General features: G+C 51.9%; 15 protein-coding genes. 14 read left to right on the plus strand and 1 reads right to left on the minus strand.

From position 1 onward, the window contains the following. Window positions 1-3 precede the first annotated feature (3 nt). Window positions 4-996, minus strand: a complete 993-nt coding sequence (gene asnA, locus J1G48_RS22450; RefSeq protein ID WP_000845123.1) for an aspartate--ammonia ligase — start codon at window positions 994-996, stop codon at window positions 4-6. A gap of 150 nt (window positions 997-1,146) precedes the next feature. Between asnA and asnC the strand changes: the two genes are divergently transcribed. From asnC to J1G48_RS22520, 14 genes are all read left to right on the plus strand, one after another. Continuing rightward, the gene (asnC, locus tag J1G48_RS22455) at window positions 1,147-1,605 is read left to right on the plus strand and encodes a transcriptional regulator AsnC (RefSeq protein WP_000433016.1); all 459 of its coding nucleotides are present in this window, start codon (window positions 1,147-1,149) and stop codon (window positions 1,603-1,605) included. An 89-nt stretch (window positions 1,606-1,694) separates the two neighbouring features. After that, entirely contained in the window at window positions 1,695-2,138 is a 444-nt protein-coding gene (gene mioC / locus J1G48_RS22460) for an FMN-binding protein MioC (protein ID WP_000763720.1), read from the plus strand. Between the two features lie 378 nt (window positions 2,139-2,516). Beyond that, window positions 2,517-4,406 carry a tRNA uridine-5-carboxymethylaminomethyl(34) synthesis enzyme MnmG gene (gene mnmG, locus J1G48_RS22465; protein WP_000499875.1) on the plus strand — a complete coding sequence of 630 codons (1,890 nt, stop codon included), beginning with the start codon at window positions 2,517-2,519 and terminating at the stop codon, window positions 4,404-4,406. Window positions 4,407-4,508: 102 nt separating this feature from the next. Next, entirely contained in the window at window positions 4,509-5,132 is a 624-nt protein-coding gene (gene rsmG, locus J1G48_RS22470) for a 16S rRNA (guanine(527)-N(7))-methyltransferase RsmG (protein ID WP_001519938.1), read from the plus strand. Between the two features lie 615 nt (window positions 5,133-5,747). Then, window positions 5,748-6,128: a F0F1 ATP synthase subunit I gene (gene atpI, locus J1G48_RS22475; RefSeq protein ID WP_000116685.1), complete on the plus strand. Its 381-nt coding sequence runs from the start codon at window positions 5,748-5,750 to the stop codon at window positions 6,126-6,128. An 8-nt stretch (window positions 6,129-6,136) separates the two neighbouring features. Further along, window positions 6,137-6,952 carry a F0F1 ATP synthase subunit A gene (gene atpB / locus J1G48_RS22480; protein WP_000135632.1) on the plus strand — a complete coding sequence of 272 codons (816 nt, stop codon included), beginning with the start codon at window positions 6,137-6,139 and terminating at the stop codon, window positions 6,950-6,952. A 46-nt stretch (window positions 6,953-6,998) separates the two neighbouring features. Continuing rightward, a complete protein-coding gene (atpE, locus tag J1G48_RS22485) occupies window positions 6,999-7,238 on the plus strand; it encodes a F0F1 ATP synthase subunit C (protein ID WP_000429386.1) in 240 nt (79 codons plus the stop codon). A gap of 59 nt (window positions 7,239-7,297) precedes the next feature. Next, a complete protein-coding gene (gene atpF / locus J1G48_RS22490) occupies window positions 7,298-7,768 on the plus strand; it encodes a F0F1 ATP synthase subunit B (RefSeq protein ID WP_001052212.1) in 471 nt (156 codons plus the stop codon). Window positions 7,769-7,782: 14 nt separating this feature from the next. Then, complete coding sequence (atpH, locus tag J1G48_RS22495; RefSeq protein WP_001288957.1) at window positions 7,783-8,316, plus strand: F0F1 ATP synthase subunit delta; 534 nt, start codon at window positions 7,783-7,785, stop codon at window positions 8,314-8,316. A 12-nt stretch (window positions 8,317-8,328) separates the two neighbouring features. Next, entirely contained in the window at window positions 8,329-9,870 is a 1,542-nt protein-coding gene (gene atpA / locus J1G48_RS22500; protein ID WP_001176751.1) for a F0F1 ATP synthase subunit alpha, read from the plus strand. Between the two features lie 50 nt (window positions 9,871-9,920). Continuing rightward, window positions 9,921-10,784, plus strand: a complete 864-nt coding sequence (gene atpG / locus J1G48_RS22505) for a F0F1 ATP synthase subunit gamma (protein ID WP_000896506.1) — start codon at window positions 9,921-9,923, stop codon at window positions 10,782-10,784. 26 nt (window positions 10,785-10,810) lie between these two features. Next, window positions 10,811-12,193 carry a F0F1 ATP synthase subunit beta gene (gene atpD, locus J1G48_RS22510; RefSeq protein ID WP_000190499.1) on the plus strand — a complete coding sequence of 461 codons (1,383 nt, stop codon included), beginning with the start codon at window positions 10,811-10,813 and terminating at the stop codon, window positions 12,191-12,193. Window positions 12,194-12,213: 20 nt separating this feature from the next. Then, entirely contained in the window at window positions 12,214-12,633 is a 420-nt protein-coding gene (locus J1G48_RS22515; protein WP_001251971.1) for a F0F1 ATP synthase subunit epsilon, read from the plus strand. Between the two features lie 229 nt (window positions 12,634-12,862). Further along, window positions 12,863-13,561, plus strand: coding sequence for a Bax inhibitor-1 family protein (locus J1G48_RS22520; protein ID WP_000009908.1), 699 nt, complete (start codon window positions 12,863-12,865; stop codon window positions 13,559-13,561). The last annotated feature ends 190 nt before the right edge of the window (window positions 13,562-13,751 follow it).

The raw sequence follows: 13,751 nt of genomic DNA on the forward strand, positions 1-13,751 counted from the left end.
GGCTTATAAAATAGCAGGAATGCTTTCGCGAACCTGCGCGGGCCATACGCCGCACTGTACCTGACCAATATGCGGCAATTGCAGCAGCAACATCGTCAGACGCGACTGCCCAATCCCGCCGCCGATGGTCTGCGGCATTTCGCCGCGCAGCAGCGCCTGATGCCACTCCAGTTGCAGACGATCTTCATCACCGGTCAACGCCAGCTGGCGCATCAGCGTATCGGCATCTACGCGAATACCCATAGAGGAAAGCTCAAACGCATCTTCCAGCACCGGGTTCCACACCAGGATATCGCCGTTCAGACCGGCGTAGCCCAGCTCAGATGCGGAGCTCCAGTCATCATAATCCGGCGCGCGTACATCATGGCGGTGGCCATCGCTCAGTTTACCGCCGATCCCCACCAGAAAAACGGCGCCAAGTTCTTTGGCGATCGCGCGTTCGCGCCCTTTCGCATCCAGATCCGGATAGCGAGACAACAGCTCCTGGCTGTGAACAAACTGAATTTGCTCTGGCAGGAACGGCGCCAGACCAAACTGTTTATGCACTTCTGCTTCCGTCGCCTTAATTCCAGCCCATATAGCCTCTACTGTGCTTTTCAGGGTGGAAAATTGGCGCTCGCCATCGCCCATGACACGCTCCCAGTCCCACTGATCCACATAGACCGAGTGGAGCGGAGAGAGTCGGTCTTCATCGGGGCGAAGGGCTTTCATGTGCGTGTACAGCCCTTCGCCCGCGCTGAAGTCATGTTGCCCCAGGGTTTGACGTTTCCACTTCGCCAGTGAATGCACCACTTCGAACTGGGCGTCAGGCAACGCTTTCACTTTTACCTGCACCGCTTTTTCACAGCCGGACAAATTATCCTGCGTACCATCTCCTACGCGACTCAGGATCGGCGCCTGGACCTCAATCAGACCCAGACGCTCCTCAAGCTGGCGAGAGAAATGTGATTTCACGAAGCTAATTTGACGTTGTTTGGCAATGTAAGCGGTTTTCATTTTTTTACTCCTGCGTCCTGTTGCCTATGATTAAGCAACAAAACGAGAGCACTATTCAATAATCAACAGATAAAAAGCCAACTTCGATTTTGATTCGTTAAAAATAATGGCTAAAATAGAGATAATCATTAATCAGCATAAGAAAAAGCGATGGAAAATTATCAGATCGACAATCTGGACCGCGGCATACTTGACGCCTTAATGGAAAATGCCCGCACCGCCTACGCCGAACTGGCCAAACAATTTGGCGTTAGCCCTGGAACCATTCACGTTCGCGTCGAGAAAATGAAGCAGGCCGGGATCATTACGGGCGCACGGATTGACGTCAGCCCTAAACAGCTGGGCTACGATGTGGGCTGCTTTATTGGCATCATTCTCAAAAGCGCCAAAGACTATCCCTCCGCACTGGCCCGGCTGGAAAGCCTGGATGAGGTGACGGAAGCGTATTACACCACCGGTCACTACAGCATCTTTATAAAAGTGATGTGCAAATCAATCGACGCGCTTCAGCACGTACTTATCAACAAGATCCAAACAATTGATGAAATTCAGTCCACTGAGACACTGATCGTCTTGCAGAACCCGATCATGCGCACCATCAAGCCATGATCGGCTTTTTTAATCCCACATTTTTCCACAGGTAGATCCCAGCTCGTTCACAGAGTACAATGCAGCCTCTTTACCTGAGCGAGCGATCAATGGCAGACATTACTCTTATCAGCGGCAGCACCCTGGGCGGCGCCGAATACGTCGCGGAACATCTGGCGGAAAAGCTGGAAGCTGCCGGTTTTTCAACCGAAACGGTGCACGGTCCGTTATTAGAGGATCTGTCAGCTTCCGGGATCTGGCTGATAATCAGCTCAACGCACGGCGCCGGAGACATTCCGGACAACCTGACCCCTTTCTATGAAGACCTTCAGACGCAGAAACCCGATCTTTCCGCGGTACGTTTCGGCGCAATTGGCATTGGTAGTCGAGAATACGACACGTTTTGCGGCGCGATTGAGAAAATAGAAGCGGAACTGAAAGACGCTGGCGCAAAACAGGTTGGGGAAACACTGAAGATCAACATCCTTGAACATGAGATTCCGGAAGATCCAGCGGAGATTTGGCTCGGATCCTGGATTAATTTACTCAAATAAGTGTAAAGATCGTGCGATCCATTGTGGATAAATCTGGTGGAAAGCTTGGATCAACCGGTAGTTATCCAAAGAATAACCGTTGTTCACTTTTTGAGTTGTGTATAAGTACCCGTTTTGATCCCAGCTTATACGGGCCACGATCACCGATCATTCACAGCTAGTGATCCTTTCCAACGCATTGATCTTTATTACAGGATCCGGGTTATCCACAGCCTGGCGCGATCCTAATAAGAGATCACAATAGAACAGATCTCTAAATAAAAAGATCTTCTTTTTAATAGCCCGGATCCCGGGGCTTTCTCCATCGGCTAAAGTTGAGTAGAATCCACCGCCCGGGCTTCAATCCATTTTCACACCGCGTTATGCGAGGCAATTACCATGTTTTATCAGGATCCTTTTGACGTCATTATTATTGGCGGGGGTCATGCAGGCACTGAGGCCGCGATGGCCGCAGCGCGTATGGGTCAACAGACTCTGCTTTTGACACACAATATTGACACGTTGGGACAGATGAGCTGCAACCCGGCGATCGGCGGTATTGGAAAGGGACATCTGGTAAAAGAGGTGGATGCGCTCGGCGGTCTGATGGCGAAAGCGATCGATCAGGCAGGTATTCAGTTTAGGATACTAAACGCCAGCAAAGGTCCGGCCGTTCGCGCTACCCGGGCTCAGGCGGATCGAGTCTTATACCGCCAGGCGGTGCGTACCGCGCTGGAGAATCAGCCGAATCTGATGATCTTCCAGCAAGCGGTTGAAGATCTGATTGTCGAAAACGATCGCGTTGTCGGCGCCGTGACCCAAATGGGGCTCAAATTCCGCGCGAAAGCGGTGGTACTGACCGTCGGAACCTTCCTGGATGGCAAAATTCATATTGGTCTGGATAACTACAGCGGCGGTCGTGCTGGCGATCCGCCATCCATCCCGCTGTCTCGCCGTCTGCGTGAGCTTCCGCTACGCGTCAGCCGCCTGAAAACCGGCACACCGCCGCGTATTGATGCGCGTACTATCGATTTCAGCGTGTTGGCTCAACAGCATGGCGATAACCCGATGCCGGTTTTCTCGTTTATGGGGAATGCTTCTCAGCATCCGCAACAGGTGCCGTGTTACATCACGCATACCAATGAGAAAACCCATGACGTGATTCGTAATAACCTCGATCGTAGCCCAATGTACGCTGGCGTGATCGAAGGGATCGGCCCGCGCTACTGTCCTTCGATCGAAGACAAGGTGATGCGTTTTGCCGATCGTAACCAGCATCAGATCTTCCTTGAGCCGGAAGGACTGACCTCTAACGAGATTTACCCTAACGGTATCTCCACCAGCCTGCCGTTTGACGTGCAGATGCAGATTGTCCGTTCCATGCAGGGCATGGAGAACGCGAAGATCGTTCGTCCTGGTTATGCGATTGAGTACGATTTCTTCGACCCGCGCGATCTGAAACCGACTCTGGAAAGTAAATTTATTCACGGCCTGTTCTTTGCTGGTCAAATCAACGGTACTACCGGCTATGAAGAGGCTGCGGCGCAGGGCTTGCTCGCTGGTCTGAATGCCGCGCGTCTTTCCGCCGACAAAGAGGGCTGGGCGCCTGCGCGTTCTCAGGCTTATCTCGGCGTGCTGGTGGACGATCTCTGTACGCTGGGCACCAAAGAGCCGTATCGCATGTTTACCTCCCGCGCCGAATATCGCCTGATGCTGCGTGAGGACAACGCCGATCTGCGTCTGACCGAAATGGGCCGCGAGCTGGGTCTGGTGGATGATGAACGCTGGGCGCGCTTCAACGAGAAGCTGGAAAGTATCGAACGCGAACGTCAGCGGCTGAAATCGACATGGGTAACGCCGTCTGCGGAATCCGCCGATGAAGTGAATGCGCATTTGACCACGCCTCTCTCCCGTGAGGCCAGCGGCGAAGATCTGTTGCGTCGTCCGGAAATGACCTACGCGCAGCTCACTTCGCTTGCCGCATTCGCGCCTGCGCTTGAAGATGAGCAAGCCGCTGAGCAAGTGGAAATCCAGGTCAAATACGAAGGCTATATCGCTCGCCAGCAGGATGAGATTGAAAAACAACTACGTAACGAGAATACGTTGCTGCCTGCCACGCTGGATTATCGTCAGGTTTCCGGTCTGTCGAACGAAGTTATCGCCAAGCTGAACGATCATAAACCGGCGTCTATCGGCCAGGCATCGCGTATCTCCGGCGTTACGCCAGCGGCAATCTCCATTCTGCTGGTATGGCTGAAAAAACAAGGTATGCTGCGTCGTAGCGCTTGATAACACTAATTTGGCGGGGGCGCTTCGCTTGCCCGCCCTACAAATTTGTAGGCCCGATAAGCGAAAGCGCATCGGGCATTTGATTATTAACAGGTAATGACCGTGCTCAACAAACTCTCTCGTCTGCTGGCTGATGCCGGTATTTCTCTTACCGATCACCAGAAAACGCTGCTGGTCGCCTACGTTGATATGCTGCACAAATGGAACAAAGCATACAACCTGACGTCAGTGCGGGATCCCAACGAAATGTTGGTACGCCATATTCTCGACAGCATAGTCGTTGCGCCGTATCTTCAGGGACAGCGTTTTATCGACGTAGGAACAGGACCGGGGCTGCCGGGCATCCCGCTGGCTATTGTTCTCCCTGACGCGCATTTCACCTTACTCGACAGCCTGGGCAAGCGGGTACGTTTTCTGCGTCAGGTCCAGCACGAACTGAAACTGGAAAACATCACGCCGGTTCAAAGCCGCGTTGAAGCCTATCCCTCCGAACCGCCGTTTGATGGCGTTATCAGCCGCGCTTTCGCATCGTTGAATGATATGGTGAGCTGGTGTCACCATCTGCCGGGAGAGAAAGGGCGTTTTTATGCCTTAAAAGGGCAATTGCCAGGGGATGAAATTGCCTCACTACCTGACAATTTTAGCGTCGAATCTGTTGAAAAATTACGCGTTCCGCAACTGGAAGGCGAGCGGCATCTGGTGATTATTAAGTCAAACAAAGTTTAATTTTTATCAAAAAAAATAGAAAAAAAACGACGCGGCTTGTGTTAAAAATCGACAGGTATAACGCATTTCAGCGTTGTTACATTTAACTCTGGATTTACGGTTTCGTTTCAACATGACAACGTCGCTTATTTTGTTAAAACAGAGAGTAATCAACTTTGTAAATATCAGTCTGCTAAAAATCGAATCGAAAAATCACTTTTGCTTGTTAAATTTTTATTATAAATGTCAATGGGGCGTTTTTAAGGTGTAAGCTGGTATTTTTAAAACAGTACCTGGTTTTACGCTTAAATATCAAAAAGATGAAAAGGCATGAATTGACACGTAAATGAATTGCGTAAGCATGAATATGTTTAATGTGTGATCTGGTGCACGCTTTATCGCCAGTGTTTTCGCGCTATTTGCAGTTTTGTACGATCGTTCACACTTTGGCTAAAAGTTAAAAATGCGGGCCAGAGAAAAATATTTAAACATTTATTCACCTTTTGGCTACTTATTGTTTGAAATCACGGGGGCGCACCGTATAATTTGACCGCTTTTTGATGCTTGACTCTAAGTCTTAAAGAACGTTTTATACGACACGCGGCATACCTCGAAGTGAGCAGGAGTAAAAACGTGATGTCTGTGTCGCTCGTGAGTCGAAACGTTGCTCGTAAGCTTCTGTTCATTCAGTTTCTGGCGGTAATAGCAAGTGGATTGCTGTTTTGCCTCAAAGACCCCTTCTGGGGCATCTCCGCAGTATGTGGGGGATTGGCAGTGGCACTGCCTAATATGTTGTTTATGATATTTGCCTGGCGTCACCAGGCGCATACACCTGCTAAGGGCCGCGTGTCCTGGACTTTCGCCTTCGGTGAAGCCTTCAAGGTGTTAGCGATGCTGGTTTTACTGGTGGTGGCGTTGGCGGTTTTAAAGGCGGTGTTTTTGCCGCTGATCGTTACGTGGGTTTTGGTGCTGGTGGTTCAGATACTGGCGCCGGCTGTAATTAACAACAAAGGGTAAAAGGCATCATGGCTTCAGAAAATATGACGCCGCAGGAATACATAGGACACCATCTGAATAACCTTCAGTTGGACCTGCGTACTTTCTCGCTGGTGGATCCGCAGAACCCCCCAGCCACCTTCTGGACGCTCAATATTGACTCCATGTTCTTCTCGGTGGTGCTGGGTCTGTTGTTTCTGGTGATGTTCCGTAGCGTTGCTAAAAAAGCGACCAGCGGCGTGCCAGGCAAGTTTCAGACCGCGATTGAGCTGATAGTCGGCTTTGTGCATGGCAGCGTGAAAGACATGTACCATGGCAAAAGCAAGCTGATTGCGCCGCTGGCCCTGACGATTTTCGTCTGGGTATTCCTTATGAACCTGATGGACTTACTGCCTATCGACCTGCTGCCGTATATCGCTGAGCATTGGCTGGGTCTGCCGGCAACGCGCGTGGTGCCGTCTGCTGACGTGAACATCACCCTGTCGATGGCGCTGGGCGTATTCATCCTTATTCTGTTCTACAGCATCAAAATGAAAGGCATCGGCGGCTTCGCAAAAGAGTTGACGTTGCAGCCGTTCAATCACTGGGCGTTCATTCCTGTCAACTTAATCCTTGAAGGGGTAAGTCTGCTGTCCAAACCGGTTTCTCTGGGTCTGCGACTGTTCGGCAACATGTATGCCGGTGAGCTGATTTTCATTCTGATTGCTGGTCTGTTGCCGTGGTGGTCACAGTGGATTCTGAATGTGCCGTGGGCCATTTTCCACATCCTGATTATTACGCTGCAAGCCTTCATTTTCATGGTTCTGACGATTGTCTATCTGTCGATGGCGTCCGAAGAGCATTAATTTACCAACACTACTACGTTTTAACTGAAACAAACTGGAGACTGTCATGGAAAACCTGAATATGGATCTGCTGTACATGGCTGCCGCTGTGATGATGGGTCTGGCGGCAATCGGTGCTGCGATCGGTATCGGCATCCTCGGGGGTAAATTCCTGGAAGGCGCGGCGCGTCAACCTGATCTGATTCCTCTGCTGCGTACTCAGTTCTTTATCGTTATGGGTCTGGTGGATGCTATCCCGATGATCGCTGTAGGTCTGGGTCTGTACGTGATGTTCGCTGTCGCGTAGTAAGCGTTGCTTGAATTAAGAGCAATATCAGAAGGTTAACTAGATAGAGGCATTGTGCTGTGAATCTTAACGCAACAATCCTCGGCCAGGCCATCGCGTTTATTCTCTTTGTCTGGTTTTGCATGAAGTACGTATGGCCGCCGTTAATGGCAGCCATCGAGAAACGTCAGAAAGAAATTGCTGACGGTCTCGCTTCTGCTGAACGAGCACATAAGGATCTTGACCTTGCAAAGGCCAGCGCGACCGACCAGCTGAAAAAAGCGAAAGCGGAAGCTCAGGTAATCATCGAGCAGGCAAACAAACGCCGCGCTCAGATCCTGGACGAAGCCAAAACTGAAGCAGAGCAGGAACGTACTAAAATCGTGGCGCAGGCGCAGGCGGAAATTGAAGCCGAGCGTAAACGCGCCCGTGAAGAGCTGCGTAAGCAAGTTGCTATCCTGGCTGTTGCTGGCGCCGAGAAGATCATCGAACGTTCCGTGGATGAAGCTGCTAACAGCGACATCGTGGATAAACTTGTCGCTGAACTGTAAGGAGGGAGGGGCTGATGTCTGAATTTGTTACGGTAGCTCGCCCCTACGCCAAAGCAGCTTTTGACTTTGCCGTTGAACACCAAAGTGTAGAGCGCTGGCAGGATATGCTGGCGTTTGCCGCCGAGGTAACCAAGAACGAACAAATGGCAGAGCTTCTCTCTGGCGCGCTGGCGCCGGAAACGCTCGCTGAGTCGTTTATCGCAGTCTGCGGTGAGCAGTTAGACGAAAACGGTCAGAACCTGATTCGGGTGATGGCTGAAAATAATCGTCTGAACGCGCTCCCGGATGTTCTGGAGCAGTTTATTCATCTGCGTGCCGCCAGTGAAGCTACCTCCGAGGTAGAAGTTACGTCGGCAACCGCATTGAGTGAAGAGCAGCTTTCGAAAATCAGCGCCGCGATGGAAAAACGTCTGTCACGCAAAGTGAAGCTGAATTGCAAAATCGATAAGTCTGTAATGGCAGGCGTTATCATCCGGGCGGGTGATATGGTCATTGATGGCAGCGTACGCGGCCGTCTTGAGCGCCTTGCAGACGTCTTGCAGTCTTAAGGGGACTGGAGCATGCAACTGAATTCCACCGAAATCAGCGAACTGATCAAGCAGCGCATTGCTCAGTTCAATGTGGTGAGCGAAGCTCACAACGAAGGTACTATTGTTTCTGTCAGTGACGGTGTTATCCGCATTCACGGCCTGGCCGATTGTATGCAGGGTGAAATGATCTCCCTGCCGGGTAACCGTTACGCTATCGCACTGAACCTGGAGCGCGACTCCGTGGGTGCGGTAGTCATGGGTCCATACGCTGACCTTGCCGAAGGCATGAAGGTTAAATGTACGGGTCGTATCCTGGAAGTTCCGGTTGGCCGCGGTCTGCTGGGACGTGTGGTGAACACCCTGGGTGCGCCAATTGACGGTAAAGGTCCGGTTGATAATGACGGCTTCTCTGCCGTTGAAGCGATTGCGCCGGGCGTTATCGATCGTCAGTCTGTCGATCAGCCGGTGCAGACCGGCTATAAAGCCGTTGACTCCATGATCCCAATCGGTCGTGGTCAGCGTGAACTGATCATCGGTGACCGTCAGACCGGTAAAACCGCGCTGGCTATCGACGCCATCATCAACCAGCGCGATTCCGGTATCAAATGTATCTATGTCGCTATCGGCCAGAAAGCGTCCACCATCTCTAACGTGGTGCGTAAACTGGAAGAACACGGCGCGCTGGCTAACACCATCGTTGTGGTGGCGACCGCGTCCGAATCCGCTGCTCTGCAATATCTGGCGCCGTATGCCGGTTGCGCAATGGGCGAATACTTCCGTGACCGCGGTGAAGATGCGCTGATCATTTACGATGACCTGTCTAAACAGGCTGTTGCTTACCGTCAGATCTCCCTGCTGCTCCGTCGTCCGCCAGGACGTGAAGCATTCCCGGGCGACGTATTCTACCTCCACTCTCGTCTGCTGGAGCGTGCTGCGCGTGTTAACGCCGACTACGTCGAAGCCTTCACCAAAGGTGAAGTGAAAGGGAAAACCGGCTCTCTGACCGCGCTGCCGATTATCGAAACGCAGGCAGGTGACGTTTCCGCGTTCGTTCCGACCAACGTAATTTCCATTACCGATGGTCAGATCTTCCTAGAATCTAACCTGTTTAACGCCGGTATTCGTCCTGCGGTTAACCCGGGTATCTCGGTATCCCGTGTAGGTGGCGCAGCCCAGACCAAGATCATGAAAAAACTGTCCGGTGGTATTCGTACCGCGCTGGCGCAGTATCGTGAACTGGCGGCGTTCTCTCAGTTTGCATCCGACCTTGACGATGCCACCCGTAAACAGCTTGACCACGGTCAGAAAGTGACCGAACTGCTGAAACAGAAACAGTATGCGCCGATGTCCGTCGCGCAGCAGTCTCTGGTTCTGTTCGCAGCAGAACGTGGTTATCTGGCGGATGTCGAACTGGCGAAAATCGGTAGCTTCGAAGCCGCACTGCTGGCTTACGTCGACCGTGATCACGCTCCGCTGATGCAAGAGATCAACCAGTCCGGTGGCTATAACGACGAAATCGAAGGCAAGCTGAAAGGCATCCTCGATTCCTTCAAAGCAACCCAGTCCTGGTAACGTCTGGCGGCTTGCCTTAGGGCAGGCCGTAAGGCATTGAGGAGAAGCTCATGGCCGGCGCAAAAGAGATACGTAGTAAGATCGCAAGCGTCCAGAACACGCAAAAGATCACTAAAGCGATGGAGATGGTCGCCGCTTCCAAAATGCGTAAATCGCAGGATCGCATGGCGGCCAGCCGTCCTTATGCAGAGACCATGCGCAAAGTGATTGGTCACCTTGCGAACGGTAATCTGGAATATAAGCACCCCTACCTGGAAGAGCGCGACGTTAAACGCGTGGGCTACCTGGTAGTGTCGACCGACCGTGGTTTGTGCGGTGGCTTGAACATTAACCTGTTCAAAAAGCTGCTGGCGGATATGAAGGCATGGTCCGATAAAGGCGTTCAGTGCGAACTCGCAATGATCGGCTCTAAGGGCGTGTCATTCTTTAATTCCGTAGGCGGCAACGTTGTCGCTCAGGTGACAGGTATGGGGGATAACCCTTCTCTGTCCGAACTGATCGGTCCGGTTAAAGTGATGTTGCAGGCCTACGACGAAGGCCGTCTGGACAAGCTTTACATTGTCAGCAACAAATTTATTAACACCATGTCTCAGGTGCCGACGATCACTCAACTGCTGCCGCTGCCGGCGTCAGAAGATGATGATCTGAAGCGTAAAGCCTGGGATTACCTGTATGAACCAGACCCGAAAGCGCTGCTGGATACTCTCCTGCGTCGTTATGTGGAGTCTCAGGTTTATCAGGGCGTGGTAGAAAACCTGGCCAGCGAGCAGGCCGCACGAATGGTGGCGATGAAAGCCGCAACCGATAATGGCGGCAGCCTGATTAAAGAGCTGCAGTTGGTATACAACAAAGCTCGTCAGGCCAGCATTACTCAGGAACTCACCGAGATCGTCTCGGGGGCCGCCGCGGTTTAACCAGGTTATTTCGTAGAGGATTTAAGATGGCTACTGGAAAGATTGTCCAGGTAATCGGCGCCGTGGTCGACGTCGAGTTCCCTCAGGATGCCGTACCACGCGTGTACGATGCCCTTGAGGTGCAGAATGGTAATGAGAAGCTGGTGCTGGAAGTTCAGCAGCAGCTTGGCGGCGGTATCGTGCGTACCATCGCGATGGGGTCTTCTGACGGTCTGCGTCGCGGTCTGGATGTAAAAGATCTCGAACACCCGATCGAAGTCCCGGTAGGTAAAGCCACGCTGGGTCGTATCATGAACGTCCTGGGCGAACCGGTCGACATGAAAGGCGAGATCGGCGAAGAAGAGCGTTGGGCGATTCACCGCGCAGCACCTTCCTACGAAGAGTTGTCAAACTCTCAGGAACTGCTGGAAACCGGTATCAAAGTTATCGACCTGATGTGTCCGTTCGCGAAGGGCGGTAAAGTCGGTCTGTTCGGTGGTGCGGGTGTAGGTAAAACCGTAAACATGATGGAGCTTATTCGTAACATCGCGATCGAGCACTCCGGTTACTCAGTGTTTGCGGGCGTAGGGGAACGTACTCGTGAGGGTAACGACTTCTACCACGAAATGACCGACTCCAACGTTATCGATAAAGTATCCCTGGTGTATGGCCAGATGAACGAGCCGCCGGGAAACCGTCTGCGCGTTGCACTGACCGGCCTGACCATGGCGGAGAAATTCCGTGACGAAGGTCGTGACGTACTGCTGTTCGTCGATAACATCTATCGTTACACCCTGGCCGGTACGGAAGTATCCGCACTGCTGGGCCGTATGCCTTCCGCAGTAGGTTACCAGCCGACTCTGGCGGAAGAGATGGGCGTTCTGCAGGAACGTATCACCTCCACCAAAACCGGTTCTATCACCTCCGTACAGGCGGTATACGTACCGGCGGATGACTTGACTGACCCGTCTCCAGCCACCACCTTTGCGCACTTAGATGCAACCGTGGTACTGAGCCGTCAGATCGCATCCCTGGGTATCTACCCGGCCGTTGACCCGCTGGACTCCACCAGCCGTCAGCTGGATCCGCTGGTTGTTGGTCAGGAACACTACGACACCGCGCGTGGCGTTCAGTCCATCCTGCAGCGTTATCAGGAACTGAAAGACATCATCGCCATCCTCGGTATGGATGAACTGTCTGAAGAAGATAAACTGGTGGTAGCTCGCGCGCGTAAAATTCAGCGCTTCCTGTCCCAGCCGTTCTTCGTGGCGGAAGTATTTACCGGTTCTCCGGGCAAATACGTCTCCCTGAAAGACACCATCCGTGGCTTTAAAGGCATCATGGAAGGCGAATACGATCACCTGCCGGAGCAGGCGTTCTACATGGTCGGTTCCATCGACGAAGCCGTGGAAAAAGCCAAAAAACTTTAACGCCTTAATCGGAGGGTGATATGGCAATGACTTACCACCTGGATGTCGTCAGCGCGGAGCAACAAATGTTCTCCGGTCTGGTCGAGAAAATCCAGGTTACGGGTAGCGAAGGCGAACTGGGGATTTACCCGGGGCACGCGCCGCTACTCACCGCCATTAAGCCTGGTATGATTCGCATCGTTAAGCAGCACGGTCATGAAGAGTTTATCTATCTGTCCGGCGGCATTCTGGAAGTGCAGCCTGGCAGCGTGACCGTTCTGGCGGATACCGCGATTCGCGGTCAGGATCTCGACGAAGCGCGAGCCCTGGAAGCGAAGCGTAAAGCCGAAGAGCACATTAAGAGCTCGCACGGTGACGTGGATTACGCTCAGGCGTCTGCGGAACTGGCCAAAGCGATCGCTAAACTGCGCGTTATCGAGTTGACCAAAAAAGCGATGTAACACCGGCTTGAAAGCATAAAACCAGTCTGATTGCGGACTGGTTTTTTTTTATCCTCTCAATTTTTATTCGATAAACTAGCAACGACAAAAACAAGCGGCTGAAGGCGACGCGTTTTCAGCGACAGCGCTGTTTTCATTAAATCTTTCTTTCTGTCATTGGCATCTGCACATTGTGCGAAGAAGGAAGGAATGGATGCGTTTTTATTGCATAAAATGAGGGATTATTACTATGTCATTTCAGCCATCCTTTGCGGGTCCACAACCCGACTCAAGGATTGATCGTACTACCTTTATTCGTCGCGCTTATCTTCATCTCGCCGTCGCCATCGTCGGTTTTATCGTATTGAGCGCGGCGTGGAGTTTTATAGGGGTCGGGGAGTATGCGCTTGATGTGCTGCTGGCTGGTGGAAGATATAGCTGGTTGGTTGTTCTCGGCGCTTTTATGCTGGTGGGAATGCTGGCAACCCGTCTGGCGGATAATGCGGGGACTAATCAAACGCAACTTATCGGGCTGGGGATTTATGTGTTGGCAGAATCCCTGATTTTTGCCCCCCTGTTAACGGTGGCGGCGTATATTAACCCGTCGAGCATTGGCGCGGCGGCAATAACGACTCTGTTGCTGGTTGGCGGTCTGACGTTTACCGCTTTTTCCATAAAAAAAGACTTTTCTTTTCTGCGCTCGTTTCTGACTATGGCTGGGTTCATTGCTTTTGGCGCGATTATTGCCAGCGTCATCTGCGGCTTCTCGCTGGGCGTCTGGTTTTCTGCGCTAATGGTACTGCTGTGCGCCGGGTTTATACTTTACGATACTTCTAACATTATTCACCATTACCCTACCGATCGCCCAGCTGGCGCGGCATTACATCTGTTTGCTTCTATCGCGACCATGTTCTGGTATATTTTGCGGATTTTTATGTCGCGTAATTAAGTAAAAAATATGCGCAACGGAAAACCAGCGGCCTCTGTCGCTGGTTTTTGCTTTTCTGACCCCCCTGCGCTTTATTACGTTATCTTCTTTATTTATGGAGTAAAAAAACAGCAAAAACATCGGACTACGTTGCCAATACGCGGGTGTTTTTACTTTTCAGGAGACAAGAGGCGCGGTAATGAACGAAAAT

It is taken from the genome of Salmonella sp. SAL-020 (assembly GCF_017372215.1).
Lineage (GTDB): Bacteria > Pseudomonadota > Gammaproteobacteria > Enterobacterales > Enterobacteriaceae > Salmonella > Salmonella enterica.